Annotated in this window: 15 protein-coding genes and 1 riboswitch; of the genes, 11 read left to right on the top strand and 4 right to left on the bottom strand. The window is 72.6% G+C overall.

The genetic code is table 11. The features are described 5' to 3' along the window. Positions 1-54 precede the first annotated feature (54 nt). The 3 genes from JOF44_RS07585 (at position 55) to JOF44_RS07575 (ending at position 4,571) form a co-directional block, all read left to right on the top strand. Positions 55-1,032 carry an o-succinylbenzoate synthase gene (locus tag JOF44_RS07585; RefSeq protein ID WP_209889307.1) on the top strand — a complete coding sequence of 326 codons (978 nt, stop codon included), beginning with the start codon at positions 55-57 and terminating at the stop codon, positions 1,030-1,032. A 96-nt stretch (positions 1,033-1,128) separates the two neighbouring features. Further along, complete coding sequence (gene menD, locus JOF44_RS07580; protein ID WP_209889304.1) at positions 1,129-2,946, top strand: 2-succinyl-5-enolpyruvyl-6-hydroxy-3-cyclohexene-1-carboxylic-acid synthase; 1,818 nt, start codon at positions 1,129-1,131, stop codon at positions 2,944-2,946. 23 nt (positions 2,947-2,969) lie between these two features. After that, positions 2,970-4,571 (top strand): trypsin-like peptidase domain-containing protein, encoded by a 1,602-nt coding sequence (locus JOF44_RS07575; protein ID WP_209889302.1) that lies wholly within the window; start codon positions 2,970-2,972, stop codon positions 4,569-4,571. 8 nt (positions 4,572-4,579) lie between these two features. On the opposite strand, the gene JOF44_RS07570 is transcribed toward JOF44_RS07575, so the two are convergent. Continuing rightward, a complete protein-coding gene (locus JOF44_RS07570; protein ID WP_209889300.1) occupies positions 4,580-5,893 on the bottom strand; it encodes an isochorismate synthase in 1,314 nt (437 codons plus the stop codon). Positions 5,894-6,065: 172 nt separating this feature from the next. Here JOF44_RS07570 and JOF44_RS07565 point away from each other — a divergent pair, with 172 nt between their 5' ends. Further along, positions 6,066-7,712 carry a cell division protein PerM gene (locus JOF44_RS07565; protein ID WP_209889298.1) on the top strand — a complete coding sequence of 549 codons (1,647 nt, stop codon included), beginning with the start codon at positions 6,066-6,068 and terminating at the stop codon, positions 7,710-7,712. Here JOF44_RS07565 and JOF44_RS07560 read toward each other — a convergent pair. After that, a complete protein-coding gene (locus JOF44_RS07560; RefSeq protein WP_209889296.1) occupies positions 7,690-8,115 on the bottom strand; it encodes a hypothetical protein in 426 nt (141 codons plus the stop codon). The two genes, JOF44_RS07565 and JOF44_RS07560, sit on opposite strands and share 23 nt — an antisense overlap. Positions 8,116-8,271: 156 nt before the next feature. Here JOF44_RS07560 and purN point away from each other — a divergent pair, with 156 nt between their 5' ends. The 3 genes from purN (at position 8,272) to ppk2 (ending at position 11,668) form a co-directional block, all read left to right on the top strand. After that, entirely contained in the window at positions 8,272-8,844 is a 573-nt protein-coding gene (purN, locus tag JOF44_RS07555) for a phosphoribosylglycinamide formyltransferase (protein WP_209889292.1), read from the top strand. Positions 8,845-8,874: 30 nt separating this feature from the next. After that, positions 8,875-8,952: riboswitch (ZMP/ZTP riboswitch) on the top strand. A gap of 45 nt (positions 8,953-8,997) precedes the next feature. Next, entirely contained in the window at positions 8,998-10,668 is a 1,671-nt protein-coding gene (gene purH / locus JOF44_RS07550; protein ID WP_209889289.1) for a bifunctional phosphoribosylaminoimidazolecarboxamide formyltransferase/IMP cyclohydrolase, read from the top strand. A gap of 94 nt (positions 10,669-10,762) precedes the next feature. Continuing rightward, on the top strand, positions 10,763-11,668 hold the full coding sequence (gene ppk2 / locus JOF44_RS07545) for a polyphosphate kinase 2 (RefSeq protein ID WP_209889286.1): 906 nt from the start codon (positions 10,763-10,765) through the stop codon (positions 11,666-11,668). A gap of 107 nt (positions 11,669-11,775) precedes the next feature. Here the strand turns inward: ppk2 and JOF44_RS07540 are convergent, their stop codons facing one another. Continuing rightward, positions 11,776-13,290 carry an aspartate ammonia-lyase gene (locus tag JOF44_RS07540; protein WP_209889282.1) on the bottom strand — a complete coding sequence of 505 codons (1,515 nt, stop codon included), beginning with the start codon at positions 13,288-13,290 and terminating at the stop codon, positions 11,776-11,778. 88 nt (positions 13,291-13,378) lie between these two features. On the opposite strand from JOF44_RS07540, the gene JOF44_RS07535 reads away from it, so the two are divergent. From JOF44_RS07535 to galK, 4 genes are all read left to right on the top strand, one after another. Beyond that, positions 13,379-13,669, top strand: a complete 291-nt coding sequence (locus JOF44_RS07535) for a DUF3017 domain-containing protein (RefSeq protein WP_209889279.1) — start codon at positions 13,379-13,381, stop codon at positions 13,667-13,669. A gap of 241 nt (positions 13,670-13,910) precedes the next feature. Then, entirely contained in the window at positions 13,911-15,398 is a 1,488-nt protein-coding gene (locus JOF44_RS07530) for a threonine/serine exporter family protein (protein ID WP_209889276.1), read from the top strand. Next, positions 15,395-16,477: a lactonase family protein gene (locus tag JOF44_RS07525; RefSeq protein WP_209889273.1), complete on the top strand. Its 1,083-nt coding sequence runs from the start codon at positions 15,395-15,397 to the stop codon at positions 16,475-16,477. The genes JOF44_RS07530 and JOF44_RS07525 overlap by 4 nt, the downstream gene beginning before the upstream one ends. A 223-nt stretch (positions 16,478-16,700) precedes the next feature. Continuing rightward, complete coding sequence (gene galK, locus JOF44_RS07520) at positions 16,701-17,969, top strand: galactokinase (protein ID WP_209889270.1); 1,269 nt, start codon at positions 16,701-16,703, stop codon at positions 17,967-17,969. 92 nt (positions 17,970-18,061) lie between these two features. Here galK and JOF44_RS07515 read toward each other — a convergent pair whose 3' ends face one another. Further along, positions 18,062-19,102 (bottom strand): adenosine deaminase, encoded by a 1,041-nt coding sequence (locus JOF44_RS07515; protein ID WP_209889267.1) that lies wholly within the window; start codon positions 19,100-19,102, stop codon positions 18,062-18,064. Between the last annotated feature and the right edge of the window lie 29 nt (positions 19,103-19,131).

Below are 19,131 nucleotides of genomic sequence, written 5' to 3'. Positions count from 1 at the left end.
GCGACCCGCCCACCGGCTTTCGCGGCACCGGCACCGGCCCGCTAGCCTCGAGGGATGCACATCCCCACCGCCCTGCGCGAGCGCGGCATCGACCGGGCGCTCGCATGGACGATCCCGATGACCACTCGTTTCCGCGGCATCACCGAGCGGGACGGCGTCCTGCTGCACGGTCCCGCCGGCTGGGCCGAGTTCTCGCCTTTCTGGGACTACGGCACCGAGGAGTCCGCCCCGTGGCTGCGCTCCGCGCTCGCCGACGCCACCGAGCCCCGCCCCGCCCCGGTCCGCGAGCGGATCGCGGTCAACGTCACCATCCCCGTGGTCCCAGCCGTGCTGGCCCACCGGATCGCGACCGTCGGCGGCGCACGCACCGCGAAGATAAAGGTCGCCGACCCCGGCTCCAGCCTCGCCGAGGACGCCGAACGGCTCGAAGCCGTGCGGGACGCCCTGGGGCCCGACGCCCGCCTGCGCGTCGACGCCAACGCCGCCTGGACCCTCGAGCAGGCCCTGGAGGCGCTCCCGGTGCTGGACCGCGCCGCGGGCGGCCTCGAGTACGCCGAGCAGCCCTGCGCCGAGATCGAGGACCTCGCCGCCCTGCGCCGCGCCCTGGACGTGCCGATCGCCGCCGACGAATCCGTGCGACGCGCCGAGGATCCTCTGCGGGTGGCCCGTGCGGAGGCGGCTGACGTGCTGGTGATGAAGGTGCAGCCGCTGGGTGGCGTGCAGCGGTGCCTGGACCTGGCCGAGCAGGCGGATCTTCCCGTGGTGGTCTCCTCGGCCCTGGAATCCGGGGTGGGGCTCAGCGCCGGGGTCGCCCTCGCCGCCGCCCTGCCCGAGCTTCCGTACGCCTGCGGTCTCGCCACCGCCACCTTGCTGACCGGCGACCTGGTCACCGACCCGCTGCTCGCGGACGGCGGCACCCTGCCCGTCGTCCGGCCGGAGCCCGCGCCCGACCTCCTTCAGCGGCACGCCGCACCGGCGGATCTGGCCACGGCCTGGACGCAGCGCCTGGCGGAGTGCGCCGAGCAGCTCTGAGTCGCGGTCCCGGACCGACGTGCCGCCCCGGGGCGGCGGACGGGACCGCGCGCCGGGACCGCGCGAGCCGGGCACCTGGCGAACTACGCTGATCCCATGCACGTCAGCGATCGCTCCGCCCCGGACGACGGGATCCCCCTGCCCACCCCGACGGGTTCCGGCGCGGTCGACCAGGCGATCGTCCTGTGGAGAGCGCTGGCCGCACTCGGCGTCACCGATGCGGTCCTCGCCCCCGGGTCGCGCTCCGCGCCGCTCGTCTACGGCCTCGCCGACCCACAGCTCGCCCAGCCGCAGACCCCGGACCCGCAGACCACAGACGCGCAGACCACAGACCCGCAGCGCACCGGCTCGCGGCGTCCCGGACGCATCCGTGCCCACGTCCGCATCGACGAGCGCGCCGCGGCCTTCACCGCCCTCGGCCTGTCCCGATACGACGTCACGCATCCGGCGGTCGTCGCGACCACCTCGGGCACCGCGACCGCCCACCTGCACGCCGCCGTCATGGAGGCCCACCACGGCCGGATCCCGCTGATCGTGCTGACCGCGGACCGCCCCGCCGAGCTGCGCGACGTCGGGGCGAACCAGACCACCCGCCAGGTCGGCCTGTACCGCTCCCTGACCCGGTTCGACGCGGACCTGCCGGCCCCGACCGCGACCGGTGCCACACCGGTCGAGCTGCGCACCGCGGTCTCCACGATCGCCCGCGCGGTCGCCGCCGCGACGGGCGAGCATCCCGGCCCCGTGCACCTGAACCTCGGGTTCCGCGACCCGCTCGTCCCGCGAGCAGCACCCGCCGCCGAGCAGGCGGCACAGACCCCGCCCGCCGCGAAGGCGCCAGCGGCCGGCGACGCGCCGCAGCGCCTCGTGCTGACCCGCCGCACGCGCCCGGCCCCGCCGCCCCCGCAGCCGGTGCCGATCTCCTCCCGCACGGTCGTCGTGGCCGGGGACGGGGCGGGGACCGCGGCGCGCGAGCTCGCGGAGCGGCATACGCTGCCGCTGTTGGCCGAGCCGAGCTCGGAGGCACGCGGCGGACCGTCCTTCGTGCGCGGATATCCGGCCCTGCTCGGACGGATCATGGCCGATCAGCAGCACCCGCTGCGCCCCGACCGCGCCATCGTCCTGGGCCATCCGACGCTGTCCCGCCCCGTCGTCGGCGCGCTGCTGGGGGCCGAGGACGTCGACGTCGTCGTCGTCGATCCGCACCCCGACTGGGCCGACGCCGCGCGCCGTGCCCGGCTGGTGGTGCCGGCCGCGATCGGCGACGACGAGGCCGACGCGGGCGACGAGGCGGAGCATGCCCGCCGCCGTGACCACCTGGCCGCCTGGCAGGAGGCTGCCGTCTCCCACGGGGGAATTCCCGCCGACTGGCAGCAGCGGGCGGCGCTCGCCGTCTGGGAGGCGACGGGGGAGGGGGACATCCTGGTCCTGGGGTCCTCGAGCCTCGTGCGCGACCTCGAGCAGCATGCCGGGACGACGTCCGGACGGGTGCTCGCCAATCGCGGGCTCGCCGGCATCGACGGCACCACGTCCGTCGCCGGCGGCATCGCTCTCGCCCAGCAGGGGGCCGATGGTGGCACGAGCCGAGTGCGCGTGCTGATGGGGGACCTGACCGCCCTGCACGATCTCACCGGGGTGATCATCGGTCCGGAGGAGCAGGCCCCGGACCTGGACGTGATCATCGTCGACGACGGGGGAGGGCGCATCTTCTCCGGGCTCGAGCACGCCGCGGCTCCGCCCGAACTGCTGCGACGCTTCTTCACCACCCCGCACGGCACCGACATCGCCGCAGCGGCGGCTGCCCTGGGCGCGCGCGTCCGACGGGTCGGTCCCGACGGCCTCGCCGGCGCTCTGGCGCAGAGCGATCACGGCCTGCGGGTGCTGCTCGTCCAGGAAGAGCACAGCGCACATTCGTAGAACCTGGTGATGGAGGTGATCCCATGGCAGACATGAAGGACGTCAACGACCCGTACGAGACCCCGCAGAACCGGTCCGGGCAGGACCACTCCGGCCAGGACGGGACTGCCCGACCGCCGGAGCAGGCCTGGCCGCACTTCGACTACGGCGAACCCGCCGCGGGCGATCCGGCCGTGAGCAGCCCCGCCGCGGGCGGCCCCGCTGCGCCGACGCCGTCGCCCGCTTCGACCCCGTCGACCACGGAGTCGGGATCCGCCGGCACCTCCGCCACGCCGCCCACCGAGCGCCTCGACCCGTACACCCCGACCGATGCCCCGGGTTCCGCGCGGCCGTGGTCGCCCGCATGGGAGGACCGCGACCGCTTCGGCTATCCCGCGACCTTCGGGGATCCCTACGGGAGCGCCCCCTCGACCGGGCCGATCGGGCCCGGCGTCCAGGCGGCCGCCGCCTCGACCGGCCCGTCACCGACCGCCGCGACCGCCGCGACCGGAGGGCCCCCGGGGAGCCCGCGCCGTCGCGGCCCGGGCTGGGGCGGGGTGACCGGCCTGGTCGCTCTCGGCATGCTCGTCTCCAGCGGGTTCACGCTCGGCGGCGTCGTCGCCTATGACCAGCTGCTGAGCCCGGACCCGACGTCGACCGCGCAGGAGGCCCCGCCCAGCAGCGCCGACGCCAGCCCCGCCTCGGTCTCCACCGTCGACGACCCCGACTGGGCCTCGGTGGCCGAGCAGGTCTCTCCCAGCACGGTCGCGATCGAGGTCTCCACCGGCGGGGGCACCGCACAGGGCACCGGCGTGGTGCTCGATGAGGACGGCTCCATCCTCACCAACAACCATGTCGTCCAGGACGCCCGCGCCGTACAGGTGACGATGAGCGACGGCCTGAGCTACACCGCGTCGATCGTCGGCACCGATCCGAACACGGACCTGGCGGTGATCCGGATGGACTCCCCGCCGGAGGAGCTGCAACCGGCCACCTTCGCGGACTCCTCGACCGTCGCCGTCGGGCAGCCCGTGATGGCGCTGGGGACCCCGCTGGGACTGGAGAACACCGTGACCACCGGGATCATCTCCGCCGTGGACCGACCGGTCTCGGCCACCGGGGAGGCGGGAGGCTCGCAGGCGACCTACACCTCCGCGATCCAGACCGATGCCGCGATCAATCCCGGCAACTCCGGCGGCCCGCTCGTGGATGCCGCCGGTCAGGTGATCGGCATCAACTCCTCGATCGCCGGGATCCCGAACTCCTCCGGCCAGGCCGGCAGCATCGGCCTGGGCTTCGCGATCCCCGCGAACACCGCGACGATGATCGCCGAGCAGCTCCAGGAGGACGGCTCCGCCGATCATGCCTTCATGGGAGTCACCAGCACCGACGGCACCGTCACCCTCGGGGACGTCGCCCACCACGGCGCCGAGGTGGTCAGCGTCGAGCCCGGCAGCCCCGCCGCGGAGGCCGGGCTGCGCACGGACGACCTGATCACCGGGATCGACGACACCGAGGTCGGCGGCGCCGCCGCCCTGACCGGCATCGTGCGCGGGATGGAGGTCGGCTCGGAGCACACCCTGACCGTGGTGCGCGGACAGGACCAGCAGACCCTGGAGATCACCCTGGGCAGCAGCCCGAGCTGATCGCTGCGTCAGGTGAGGTCGGACGGCTCCTCGTGGGGATCTCCCCGCAGCGCCCGCAGCATCGGTCGGCACTTCGCCAGCACCTCGGCGTGCTCGGAGACAGGATCGGAGGCCGCCACCAACCCACCGCCGGCCTGCAGCGTCACGGTCCGATCGTCGCCCAGATGCGCCATCCGCAGGGCGATCGCCCATTGCCCGTCGCCCTGGCCGTCCATCCAGCCCACCGGGGCGGCGTAGCCACCCCGATCGCGCGGCTCCAGACGGGCGATGATCTCATCGGCCGCCTCGCGCGGAGTGCCCGACACGGCGGCTGAGGGATGCAGTCGTGAGGCGACGTCCAAGCTGGTCACACCGTTGCGCAGTCCGGCGGAGACGTCCGATGCCAGATGCTCCAGGCCCGGCAGACGCAGCACGAACGGCTCCGGGGAGACGTCGATGCCCTCGGCCAGGCCCGCCAGCCGCTCGACCACCGACTCCACGGCGAAGGCGTGCTCGGACAGCTCCTTGGCGTCGGAGCGGAAGGCGCGGCGGTCGATCTCGTCCAGCTCGCCGTCATCCGCCACCGGACGGGTCCCGGCCAGGACCCGGGAGAACACCCGGCCGTTCTCGGTCTGGGCCAGCATCTCCGGGCTCGCGCCGATCACATCCTCGAGGTGGTACACCCAGGTGCTCGGGTAGGCGCGGGCCAGACGGGCCAGCAGCACGGCCGGTCGGATGTCCTGGGACGCACGGACCGTGGTGCGCTCGGAGAGCACCACCTTGGCGGCGCGGCCCTGTCGGATCTCGCCGACGGCTTCGTCGACCAGCGCCTGGTACTCATCGGGGGTGTGATCCGCCTCGACCTCCAGCGCGTCGGCGGTCGCGGGGCCGACGGGGGTGGAGGGGAACAGATCGTGCCACGAGGTGGGCAGCACCGGGTCCTCGTCGACGCCGACCACGGTCAGGAACGACTCCCCGTCGTGCACGCCGAGCAGCGCCCGCGGGACCATCAGCTGGGAGGCGCGCTCGGAGGTGTCGGCGTAGGAGAAGCTGCCCAGGGCGATCAGGCCGCTGGTGCGGGTGCGGACCTCGTCGTCCACCCGGGCGCGGGAGGCCAGGTCCTGGAAGGCGGAGCTGGCGGCGGCGAAGCGGTGGGGGCCGGTGGTCCGTGCGGACCAGGCCGTACCGAGGGCGACCACGCCCTGACCGTGGCGCAGCCAGGCGCCGCTGACCGCAGCGGGGATATGGCCGACGAGGTCGACGGACTCCTCGAGGCGCAGGGTACGGACGGACAGCGTCACCGGGTGCTCGGTGTCCTCGGGACTCAGATTCGGGGCGGGCATCGCAGTCATTATGCGACACCGACCCTGCCGCGCGCCGTGACCCGCGTCCCGTTCCGGGATGCACGGCTCGGGCGCGCCGGGGTGCGACCATGGAGCGCGACCCCGAGTGCGGGGTCATCGGACCCGCCTCGGATCCGCTTCCCCCTGTCGTGACCCGCCCAAGGAGCAGTTCGTGAGCAGCACCCGCGACAGCATTGCGACACCCCTGGTCCGCGGGGCGCTCGCCGCAGCGCTCTCGCTGGGAACCGCGCTCGCCATCGTCGTGGTGCCCGCGCTGGCCGCGCAGGTCGCCGGGACCCGATCGACCGCGAGCGTCCTGGACGCGATCATCATCGCGCTGAACGTCCTGGTCCTGGGCCACGGGGGCGGCATCATCCTGAGCACCGGGGTGATCGACGGAGCGGTGACCCTGACGCCCTTCGGACTGCTCGCCCTGCTGCTGGTCCTGGCCGCGTTCGGGATGCGCCGGGTGGGGCGTGCGCTGCGCCTGGTCCGGGACGACGGCGTGCTGCGCGTGCGTGCCCTGCGCGATGCCGGTGGGGCGCTGGGGGCCTACGCCGCGATCTATGCGATCGGGGTGGGGGTGCTCGCCGGGATCGGGCGCAGCATCGATACCAGCCCCGTGGTGACCTCCGCCGTCGTCTCCGGCGCGATGGTGGCGGTCCTCGGTGGGCTGACGGGACTGCTGTGGTCGCTGCGCCGTGAGGCCACGTCCACGGTGCCCGGTGTGCGGGTGCTCGATCTGCTGCCGGCCCCGTATGGCGATGTCGCCCGAGCGACCCTCATCGCGCTGCTCGGGCTCCTGGGCGTCGGGATGGCGATGACCGTCGTGATGATGCTGGTGTCGATGCCCGCGCAGGCCTCCCTGTTCGGGAACCTGGACCCCGGGATCACCGGCGGGATCGTGCTCACCCTCATCCAGCTGGCGCTGCTGCCCCTGCTGGCGGTGTGGGCCCTGGTGGTCGTCGCCGGCGGCACCGTGGGTCTCGGCACCTCCACCTCGCTCTCCCTGGACGGCGCCGAGACCGGGGTGATGCCCGCGCTCCCGATGCTGGGTGCCGTTCCCGGCCCCGGTGATTTCCCCGGCTGGGCCTGGGCGCTGCTGGTGCTGCCGGTGATCCCGATCGCGCTCGGCGCGGTGCGTCTGGTCCGGGACGTCGAGGACCTCGAGCGGCGCGACCGGGTCACCGCCTGGATCGCCTATCCCGTGGTCGTCGTGATCGGCGTGCTGCTGCTCGCAGGCTTGTCGACGGGCGGTATCGGCGAGGGGAGGCTCGTGCATGTGGGGCCGCAGATGGGGTCCCTCCTGCTGCCGCTGGTCGGCCTCGTCGTGCTCGCCACCGGTGGGGTCATCGGGGTGCTCGCGACGCCGCTGCTGCCGTGGGTGCGCACGAGCGTGGCGTCCCTGCGGCAGAAGGTCGAGCGGGCCGAGACGCAGGAGCGCAGCGCTCCGGAGGCCCGCCCCCGGCCTGCGCCGGCACAGGCGACGTCCGCGGCATCGGCGACGTCCGCATCCTCGGCAACATCTGCGGCATCGGCGACGTCCGCCTCCTCGGCATCGTCCGCCCCTTCGGCGACATCCCCTTCCCCGGCGACGTCCGCAGCATCGCCTGCACCGCCCGCATCGGCAGCATCGCCTGCGTCTGCGGCGTCCCCCACGTCACCGGGAGGTGCGGCGTCGGCGGTCTCCCCAGCTCCCGCCGAGGAGACAGTCCTGGACGGAGAGATCGTGGACGGGCAGGACGTCACGGATGCCTGGTCCGATCCCGAGCACGACGCGGAGGAGAACGGCGGCGTCAGCCGCCCAGCAGATCGCTGACCCAGCCGGCCATGGAGTCCTGGGCCTCGGTCTCGCACTGCGACTGCGCCTGCTGGGTGATCGCCGTGGCGCGGCACTCCTCGACCTCCGACATCGGTCCGTAGAACACCAGCGAGAGCAGGGATCCGACCACGATCATGACCGTGGCGGGCACGCCCACCAGCACCCCGATCAGCCCCATCCCCCAGCGACCCTGGCGGAAGGACTGCACCGAAAGCAGCACCAGCAGCACCATCGCCACCAGGGCGGTGACGCCGGCGGCCAGCGAGAAGGGCAGCGGAGCCATCAGCAGCAACCACGATGCGAACATCGTCACGACCAATGCCCCCAGCAGCCGCCGGGAGCGGGCTGCGGCCTCGTCGGAGGGGCGCCGATCCTGATCGTCATGGTGCTCGTTGCTCATCGAACCCATTGTGCCCGGTGCCCCTGGGCGCAGGCCCCGAGGTCCACGACGGCCCGGCCGCGCACCCGCCCCGGTCCCGCACGGCGACAGATTCCCGCCCCGGCCCCGCATCGAGCGGCACCCGCCGCGGGCTCGCACGGCGACTACCCTGATCGGGTGACCCGCACCCCCATCGCCGTCCTCATCTCCGGCACCGGCTCCAACCTCGCCGCCCTGCTGGGTGCGGCGCAGGAGCCCAGTTGCCCCTTCGCCGTCGTCGGCGTGATCGCCGACCGCGAGGCCTCGGGCCTCGACCACGCGCACGCCGCCGGGATCCCCACCGAGGTGGTGCGCCTCGGCGACCACCCCGATCGCCCCGCCTGGGACCGCGCTCTCACCGCGGCCGTGTCCCGTCTGGACCCCGAGCTGGTGGTGCTGGCCGGGTTCATGAAGCTCGTCGGGCCGCCTCTGCTGGCCGCCTTCGGCGGACGCATCGTCAACACCCACCCGGCGCTGCTGCCGGCGTTCCCCGGCGCCCACGGCGTGCGCGACGCCCTCGCCCACGGCGTGAAGATCACCGGCGCGAGCGTCATCGAGGTCGACGCGGGCGTGGACACCGGTCGCATCCTCGCGCAGGTCGCCGTCGACGTGCTCGACAGCGACACCGAGGACACCCTGCACGAGCGCATCAAGGCCGCCGAGCAGCCCCTGCTGGTCGACGTCGTCCGACGGCTCACCGCCGCCGGCTGACACCCCGGACGGGCCCTGGGTGCCGCTACAGTGGTCGTACACGACTGGCGAAGGTGGGCGACCACCGGGGAGTGACGGTTGTGGGCATCGACCGCCTGGGTGCCCGCTGGAGAGTCAGATCCGCACAGCCCGATCCGAACAGGAGCACGCCTCGTGACCACCGCACCGCGCCGCCCGATCCGCCGCGCCCTCATCTCCGTCTTCGACAAGACCGGCATCGTCGACCTCGCCCGCACCCTCCTCGAGCACGACGTCGAGATCGTCTCCACCGGCTCCACCGGTGCCACCCTCCGCGAGGCCGGCCTCGCGGTGACCGACGTCGAGGCCGTGACCGGCTTCCCCGAGATGCTCGACGGCCGCGTGAAGACCCTGCACCCCCGCGTCCACGGCGGCCTGCTCGCCGACCAGCGCCTTCCGTCCCACCGCGCCCAGCTGGCCGAGCACGACATCGCCCCCTTCGACCTGGTGGTGGTGAACCTCTACCCGTTCAGCGAGACCGTCGCCGCCGGCGGCACCTTCGACGAGATCATCGAGAAGATTGACATCGGTGGGCCCTCCATGGTGCGCGGTGCCGCGAAGAACTTCGCCTCCGTCGCCGTGGTCGTGGACCCCGAGGTCTATGCGACGGCCGGAGAGGCCGCCGCGGCCGGGGGCTTCACCCTGGCCGAGCGCCAGGAGCTCGCCACCATCGCCTTCACCCGCACCGCCGAGTACGACGACGCGATCAGCGACTGGATGCTCGACCAGCTCCCCGAGGTCGACGCGGAGGACGAGGGCGATACGCCGTCCGAGGACCAGGACGCCGCGGCCGACGCCCCGCAGAGCATCCTCGACCTCAGCGACGAGGATGCCGCCCAGCTCGGCTTCACCGCCACCCTGCGCTACGGCGAGAACCCCCACCAGCGCGCCCGCCTGGCCGTGACCGACCCCGAGGAGCCCGGCATCGCCGGCGCCGAGCAGCTCGGCGGCAAGGCGATGAGCTACAACAACTACGTGGACGCCGACGCCGCCGTGCGCGCCGCCTTCGACCACGAGCGTCCCAGCGTCGCCGTGGTCAAGCACAACAACCCCTGCGGCATCGCCGTGGCGGGCGAGGGCGAGGACATCGCCGCCGCTCACCTGCGCGCCCACGGCACCGACCCGCTCTCCGCCTACGGCGGCGTCATCGCCACCAACCGACCCGTGACGCTCACCATGGCCCAGCAGGTCAAGCCGATCTTCACCGAGGTCATCCTGGCCCCCGCCTACGAGGACGCGGCACTCGAGCTGCTGCGCACCAAGAAGAACCTGCGGATCCTGCGCCTTCAGGGCGAGTACTCCCGCGAGGTCGAGATGCGCGAGATCTGGGGCGGCATGCTCGTCCAGGACACCGACTCGATCGATGCCGAGGGCGACGACCCCGCGAGCTGGACCCTGGCCGCCGGGGACGGGGCCGACGAGGCGACCCTGGCGGACCTCGCCTTCGCCTGGCGCTCCGTGCGGGCCGTGAAGTCCAACGCGATCCTGCTCGCGACCGGCGGAGCCGCCGTCGGGCTCGGCATGGGCCAGGTCAACCGCCTGGACTCCTGCCGCCTGGCCGTCTCCCGCGCCAACACCCTCGGGGAGCATGCCGAGGGCGAGACCGCCCCGGAGCGCGCCCGCGGCGCGGTCGCGGCGTCGGACGCCTTCTTCCCCTTCGCCGACGGCGCCCAGATCCTGCTCGACGCGGGGGTGCGTGCGATCGTCCAGCCCGGAGGCTCCATCCGTGACGAGGAGGTCATCGAGGCCTGCCGCGCCGCGGGAGCGACCCTCTACCTCACGGGGACCCGCCACTTCGCGCACTGAGGCGGGTCAGCGGCGGGACGGGCACGTTCACCGCAGCGTCATCCCTGCCCTCTACAGTTGGGGCATACACCAGCGTGATGCCGAAGGAGTGGCCGTGAGGATTCCCGAGAACCAGAGCCTGCGCGAGTACATCGAGCATCTGCGCGACGAGGGGTACACGGTCGCGGACGGTCATACGCCCGATCCGGACCTCATCGATCCGCAGGGCAACCCCGTCTACACCTGGCAGGAGGGGTACCCCTACGAGACGCGGATGGAGCGCGAGGAGTACGAGCGCGAGAAGTACAAGCTCCAGGTCGAGCTGCTGAAGTACCAGTACTGGCTCGAGGACAACGATCAGAAGTCGATCATCCTCTTCGAGGGGAGGGATGCGGCAGGCAAGGGCGGCACGATCAAGCGCTTCACGGAGCATCTCAACCCCCGCACCGCCCGCGTCGTGGCGCTGAACAAGCCCAGCGACCGCGAACGCGGGCAGTGGTACTTCCAGCGTTACATCCAGCATCTGCCCACCGAGGGCGAGATGGTGCTGTTCGATCGGTCCTGGTACAACCGCGCCGGCGTGGAGCGGGTCATGGGCTTCGCCTCCCCGGAGGAGTACGAGACCTTCATGAACCAGGTGCCCTTCTTCGAGCGCATGCTCGTCGACTCCGGCATCTACCTCACCAAGTTCTGGTTCTCCGTCTCCCAGAAGGAGCAGCGCACCCGCTTCGCGATCCGTCAGCTGGATCCGGTGCGGCGCTGGAAGCTCTCCCCGATGGACCTGGAATCCTTGGACCGCTGGGAGGCGTACACGCAGGCCAAGGAGGAGATGTTCCGTCGCACGGACAAGAAGTATGCGCCGTGGACCATCATCCGCTCCAACGACAAGAAGCGGGCGCGGCTGAACGCGATGCGTTACTTCCTGTCCCAGTTCGAGTACGAGGACAAGGACCACGAGGTCGTCGGCACCCCGGACCCGAAGCTCGTCATGCGCGGCAAGATGGAAGAGGCCGACGAATGAGCGGCATCGGGGACGCGTGAGTCGTGGCGGGACCCGGTGCAGGAGTCCCGGGAGTCGGCGGACCGGCCCCGGGCCCCTGCACCGCGGAGCCCCGGCGGACCCGCGCCTCAGATATCGGCGGGGAACTCCATCGGGAGCCGGGTGATCTCCCCGGAATCCAGGCCCGGATCCTCGACGGCCGGCACGGTGCCGGTGGGGGTCGCCCGGTGCGGGGCGGTCATCGACGCGGGGGACAGCAGCGCGTTCAGCCGGACCTCGTCCAGCAGCCCGCGCTCGAGCACGAGGTCGGCGACCGGACGGTCCGTCTCCAGCGCTTCCGAGGCGACCTCCGTGGCGGCGGCGTACCCGATCACCGGGACCAGGGCGGTGATCACGCCGATCGACCGGCGCAGATTGTCCTCGAGGATGCTGTGGTTCAGCGTGATCCCGGAGATGCAGCGATCGGCCAGGGTGTTCATCGCCCGGGTCATGATGCGGGTGGACTCGAGGATGTTGAACCCGATCACCGGCTCGAAGGGGTTCAGCTGGAGCTGACCGCCCTCCGCGGCGAAGGTCACCGTGAGGTCGTTGCCGATCACCTCGAAGGCCACCTGGTTCACGACCTCGGGGATCACCGGGTTCACCTTGCCCGGCATGATCGAGCTGCCCGGTTGGACCGAGGGCAGATTGATCTCGTGCAGACCCGCCCGGGGACCGGAGGACAGCAGGCGCAGATCGTTGCAGATCTTGGAGATCTTCACCGCGATGCGCTTGAGGATCCCCGAGTAGGTCACGAAGGCACCGGTGTCGCTGGTGGCCTCGACCAGGTCTGCGGCGACCACGAAGGGGACCCCGGTCAGTTCGGAGAGCTCTCGGGCGGCCAGCTGGGCGTAGCGCGGGTCGGTGGTGATCCCGGTGCCGATCGCGGTGGCGCCCAGGTTGATCTCCTGGAACAGGGTGGCGGTGCGGGTGAGGCGCTGGACGTCCTCCTCGATCGTGGTGGCCCAGGCGTTGAACTCCTGGTCCACGGTCATCGGGACCGCATCCTGCATCTGCGTGCGGCCCATCTTCAGGACGTGGTCGAACTCCTCGCCCTTCTCCCGCAGCGTGGTGATCAGATGGTCCATCGACTCGGCCAGGGCGGGGAACGTCAGCATCATCGCCAGGCGCAGCGCCGTGGGATACACGTCGTTGGTGGACTGGGCCAGGTTGACGTGGTTGTTCGGGTGCAGGAACTCGTAGTCGCCCTTGTCCCGGCCCATGATCTCCAGCGCGCGGTTCGCGATCACCTCGTTGGCGTTCATGTTGGTGCTGGTCCCGGCACCGCCTTGGATCATGTCCACCACGAAGTGCTCGGTGAGGTCACCGCCGGCGATCTCCGCGCAGGCCTGCTCGATGGCGGCCGCGCGCTCGTCGTCGAGCGCTCCCAGGCGATGGTTGGCCCGCGCCGTGGCCCGCTTGACCTGCGCGAGCGCCTCGATCAGCCGGGGGAAATGGCTGAGCGGCACATCGGTGATGTGGAAATTCTCCTGCGCACGCAGGGTCTGGATGCCGTAGTAGACGTCCGCGGGGACCTCGCGATCGCCGAGCAGGTCGTGCTCCATGCGCGTCGCGGTGTCAGGCGTCGAACCGGGGCTGGTCATGTCGAGGAGTCCTCCAGGTCGCGAAGTGGTCGACGGCGGTGCCGACCTCCTGGCCAGCGTAACCGGGCGGGAGACGTAGCATGGCCATGTGCGTGCCCAGAGTTCTCCCTTCACCGTGGCTGCCGCCTGCCGTCGGCAGTGGGTGCTGGTCCTGTCGATCCCGACCGTGATGGCGATCGCGGTGGTCGGGACCGTCGTCGGCGCGCCCCTGGCCGGTCAGCTGCTGGCCGCGCTGCTCGCAGTGCTGGCCCTGCTGCGGGCCGTGCTGCCGGTGCACGCCGCCGGGGCGCTCGCAGTGCGCACCAGGCTGATCGACGTCGGCGTGCTCGCCGTCCTCGCCATCGGGATCGGCGTGCTCTCGACGTCCCCGAACCTCTGAGTCGGACCGGGCGATCCGCACCCGTCGGACCTCCTGGCCCGTACCCGTCGGAGCCTCTGATCCGCACCCGTCGGCCTCCTGGTCCGCGCCCCGTCGAGCCCTGCCCCTGACCCCGTCGGAACCCCGTCCGGGCAGTCCGCGGGCGGTCGGGTGCGGTGCCGCGTCGGACGCCCGGAATGTGACGAGCGCCAGGGTCCCCAGATCTGTGTCCTGAGCTGGTCCGTATGGGACGATCAGTCCCGTGCCCACCGATCTTGTCCGGCTCCATGCCGTCTTCGACCTCGCGATGAGAGTCGGCGTCGGGCTGCTCGGCAACGGCGCGGCCGCCTCGGAGGTGACCGCGACCGTCCTGCGGATCACCAGCTCCTCCGGCCTGCGCAACGTCTCCGTCCAGGTGACCTTCGACGAGGTGATCATCTCCTACCTCGCCGACGAGTCGGCGACCCCGTTCACCAGGGTCCGCGCCGCCAGCGCCCGCACCCAGAACTTCGCCCGGCTCTCGGCCTTCGAGGACATCACCCACGACTACATCAGCGGTGAGATCCCCCTGGAGCAGGCCCGCCGCGCGGCGGAGAGCGTCCCGCAGACGGCACCTGCCAACAAGCTGCCGCTGGTGGTGCTCGGCTTCGCCGTGATGGGCGGGTCCCTGTCGCTGTACTTCGGGGCGGACCCGCTCGTGCTCGCCGCCGCGACGCTCGCCTCGGGGCTGCTGACCGCCGCCGGGCAGTTCCTGGCGCGGATGCACATCCCCGCCTTCTACGGGCAGGCCTTCGGCGGCTTCCTGGCCGTCGGCGTCGCGGTGCTGGTCGGCATGATCAACCCCACCGTCAACTCCTCGATCGTGGTGGTCTCCTGCATCATCGTGCAGCTGACCGGCCTCGCCTCCATCGGCGCGGTCCAGGACGCGGTCACCGGCTGGTACCTGACGGCCGCCGGGCGAATGCTGGAGACGCTGATGCTCACCGTCGGGATCGTGGCCGGTGTGCGCGGCGGCATGCTGCTCGCGGACGCGCTCGGCACCGACATCTCGGTCAGCGCCTCGATCCCGATCTCGCTGATCACGGTCGTCTGGGTGCTCGTCGCCGGGCTCGGGATGGGTCTCGGCTACGGCGTGGGTGCCCACGTTCCCTGGCGGATGCTGCCTTGGATCGCGGGGGTGTCGCTGGTGTCCGGGTTGGTCTCCCACCTGCTCTCCGGGCTCGTCCTGGATCGCGTGTACGCCGTCTCGCTCGCAGCCTTCGTCTCCGGCATGATCGCCGTGGCGCTGGGCGACCGCCTGCGCGCCCCGGCCCTGGTGTTCGTCATGGGCGGGGTCATCCCGCTGGTCCCCGGCAGTCTCATCTACCGCGGTCTGCTGGGTCTCGGCGACGATGTCCGCTCCGGGGCCGCCGACCTGTTCAGCGCCGGCGAGATCGCGGTCGGCATCGCGGCCGGGCTCGTGCTCGGCCAGCTGCTGGCCGCCCGGATCGTGCCCTACTTCCGGCGCAGCGCCATCGCCTACACCCCCAGCATCTCCACGCCGTTCACCACGCTGCGCCGACGCCGCCTCTCCCTGGGCTCGCGCCGACGCCGGCGTCGTGACGGCCAGGAGGTCGTCGAGCCCTCTACGATGACGGGCGAGATGACAGCGCTGTCCGCCTCGATGTTCGAGGACCTGGAAGATCTCGAGGACCTGGACCCACCGCAGGAGGACCCGGGACGGCGAACCGACTCCGAGGAGAACCCATGAGCACCACCGCGACCATCGCCGTCGGCAGCTACTCCCGCAGCGGGAGCGGTCGGGGCTCCGGCCTCGAGCTGCTGCACCTGACCCAGGGCGACGGGACCGAGACGGGGGAGGGCGCCGCCCTCACGGTGCGGCGGGGGCCGACGGTCGAGCTGCCGGATCCGTCCTTCGTGCTCTGGAGCGCCGACGGCAGCCTGCTGTACGCGGTGCTCGAGACGGACCCCACCCGAGTGGTCGCGGTGCGCGTCGCGCCCGACGGCTCCACGGCCGAGCTCGTCGCCGACCTCGCGCTCGAGGGATCCGGCGGCTGCCACCTCGCCCCGGGCCGGACCGCGGGGACGCTGCTGGTGGCCGACTACGGATCCGGCACGGTCGAGACCGTGCGACTGGACGCCGACGGGGTGCCCGTCGAGCTCATCGACGTCGATCACCACCGCGATCTCGGGGAGGACGGCACTCCCCACCCTCACCAGGTCTCCGCCCTGCCGGGCACGGACTCGCTCGCGGTGCCTGACCTCGGCCTGGACCGCGTCTTCCTGTACCGCCAGGACGCCGAGGGACAGATGGGACTGGTCGGCGAGATCCCCCTGAACCGGGGCAGCGGCCCGCGGCACCTCGCCGCGGACCACGAATCCGAACAGCTGCACATCTCCTGCGAGCTCTCCGGCACGATCGCGACCGCGGTGCGCCGACCCTCCGAGCACGAGCCCGGCACCCCGCCGGTCCTGCGCGGATCCAGCCACCGCTGGAGCGTGCGATCGGTGATCCCCGGCAGCCGGACCGAGGGCGAGAACGCGCTCTCGCACCTCGAGCTGACGGCCGACGAATCGATGCTGCTGGTCGCCAACCGAGGACCGGGCACCCTCTCGGCACTGTCGCTGACCATGATGCGTCCCGAGATCACGTCCGAGATCGCGGTGGGTGCGCATCCGCGGCACTTCACCCAGCTCGGACAGCTGGTGCTGGTCGCGGCCCAGGAGGGCGACCGGATCGACGTGCTGCGCCGGGACGGTGACGAGCTCTCGGTGGCCGCGGATCCGATCCCCGCCCCGTCGGCCGCCTGCCTCGCCGTGCGCCCCTGAAACCCGCACGGCGCGCTCCCGGACCTCGCACGGCGCGCTCCCGGACCTCGCACGGCGCGCTCCCGGACCTCGCACGGCGCGCTCCCGGACCTCGCACGGCGCGCTCCCGAGGGAACGTTCCCGGAATCTTGTCGCGGTGATGGTTAGACTTTCGCACGCTGTGCCGGAGATCGCCCCGGGCCCGTCCGGGCGATCCGGCCCCGACAGTTCGGAAGGAACATCGATGAACACTGCCGCAGACGCCGGCATCGATCCCGCTCGCACCTCCGCCGGCACGGCCGTGGAGACCGCTGCGGTGACGCTCTCGGCGGCACCGGACCGCGAGGAGGCCGCCGCCCGCGCCGAGGCGCTGTTCGTGGAGGCGTTCGGGTACGCGCCCGACGGTGTGTGGTCGGCGCCGGGCCGGGTGAACATCATCGGTGAGCACGTCGACTACCAGGACGGGCTCTGCCTGCCGATGGCGATCTCGCACCGTTGCTTCGCCGCGGCCGCCCGCACGCCCACCGACCGCGTGCGACTGCGTTCGGCACAGGACGACAGCGTCCTGGACCTGGACGCGCGCGAGCTCACGCCGGGCGCCGTCGAGGGTTGGCCGGCGTACGTCGCCGGGGTGCTGTGGGCGCTGCGCAAGCACATCTCCGGGGCGGCCACGCAGGGCATGGACATCATGATCGACGGCCAGGTGCCGCTGGGCGCGGGACTGTCCAGCTCGGCCGCCCTGGAATGCGCCGCCGCGGAGGCGATCGATGCGCTGCTGAGCCTGGGGACGCGGCCGCTGGACAGGGTGCGGGCCGCGATCACCGCGGAGACCGGCTTCGCCGGTGCCTCGACCGGCGGCCTGGACCAGTCGGCCTCCGTGCTCTCCCGCGCCGGGCACGCGCTGTTCCTGGACTGCCGGGACTTCTCCACCCGTCCCGTGCCGTGGGACCTGGCCGCCCAGGGCCTGGCGCTGCTGATCACCGACACCCGCGCCGAGCACTCCCATGTCGACGGCGAGTACACGGCCCGCCGTGCGGACAGCGAGCGGGCGGCCGAGCTGCTGGGCGTCCCCACCCTGCGCGACGCCGACGTCGAGCACCTCCAGGACCTGCTGGACCGGATCGACGACGAGCTGGTGCGCCGTCGCGCCCGGCACGTCCTCACCGAGATCCAGCGGGTGCGGGAATTCGATGCGCTGCTGGCCTCCGGGACGGTGCGGGCGCACGTCGCCGAGCTCGGCGCGCTGCTGAACGCCTCCCACGACTCGCTGCGGGACGACTACGAGGTGACCGTCCCGGCGCTGGACGTCGCCGTGGACGCCGCCCGGCAGGCCGGGGCCCACGGAGCCCGGATGACCGGCGGTGGCTTCGGCGGGTCGACGATCGCGCTGGTCGAGGCCGAGCAGGCGGAGTCGGTGGCGGCGGAGATCGCCGCGGCCTTCGCCGCGCACGGCCTCACGGCGCCGGAGTTCTTCCTCGCGCTGCCGTCCGAGGGCGCCGGCCAGGACCGCTGAGCGCAGCCGTCGTCCCCGGCCCGGGTCCGCGGCTCGGGTCGCCTCGTTCGGTGCGGTGCGGTGCGGTGCGGTGTCGGTGCTGGTGCCGGTGCTCAGGCCGGGTCGCGCGGCACCGGGGCGGCGAGCCAGTCGCGCACCCCGTCCAGCAGGCGCTGCCGGGTGGCGGCATCCGCGGCGGAGATCCTGATCGAATCCGCGGCCAGGTGCGCCAGCTCGGTGTCGCTGAGACCGATGTCGCGCGCCGTCTCGTACTGCTGCACCAGGCGGGAGCCGAACAGCAGCGGGTCGTCGGCGCCGAGGGCGATCTGCGCGCCGGCGTCGAGCAGCTGCCGCAGCGGCACGTCGGCGGCGTCGTCGACCACCCCGAGCGAGGCGTTCGAGGCCGGGCACACCTCGAGCCCGATCCCGGCATCGACGATGCGGGCCAGCAGCGCCGGATCGTCGGCGGAGCGCACCCCGTGCCCGAGCCGGCTCGGGGCCAAGTGGTCCAGGACGTCCTCGATGTGCGCCGGTCCCAGCAGCTCCCCGCCGTGGGGGACCGAGAGCAGCCCCGCCTCCCGGGCGATCCGGAACGCCGGTTCGTAGTCCGCGGTCGTGCCGCGACGCTCGTCGTTGGACAGCCCGAAACCGATCACGCGTCCCGCGTGGAGCGCCGCCAGCCGTGCCAGCGTGCGGGCATCCAGCGGGTGGCGCGTCCGGGACGCGGCGACGATGATGCCGATGCTCACGCCGGTCTCCTGCTCCGAGCGCGCAGCCTGGTCCAGCACGATCTCCAGCGCGGGGGTGAGGCCCCCGACGAACGGTGCGTAGCTGGTGGGATCGACCTGCAGCTCGAGCCGGCCCGATCCTTCGGCGGCATCGTCGCGGGCGGCCTCGTCGACGATCCGGCGCATCGCCGCCTCGGAGTCGACCACGGCGCGCGCCGCGTCGTACTGGCGTTGGAAGCGGAACCAGCCGCGCCGGGTGGGCTCGACCTGGAGCGCGACGTCGTCGGTCAGGGACCTCGGCAGGCGGATCCCGCGCTCGGCGGCCATCTCGACCAGGGTCGAGGGGCGCATCGACCCGGTGAAGTGCAGGTGCAGATGGGCCTTGGGCAGCGCGACCAGGTCCCGGCCGGCGATCGCTGCGGTCATCGGGTCCTCGCCGTCCTGCCGCCGCCGGG

This window comes from Brachybacterium fresconis, assembly GCF_017876515.1.
Lineage (GTDB): Bacteria > Actinomycetota > Actinomycetes > Actinomycetales > Dermabacteraceae > Brachybacterium > Brachybacterium fresconis.
The sequence above is the reverse complement of the archived record's forward strand: the minus strand, read 5'-3'. Positions and strand labels throughout refer to the sequence as shown.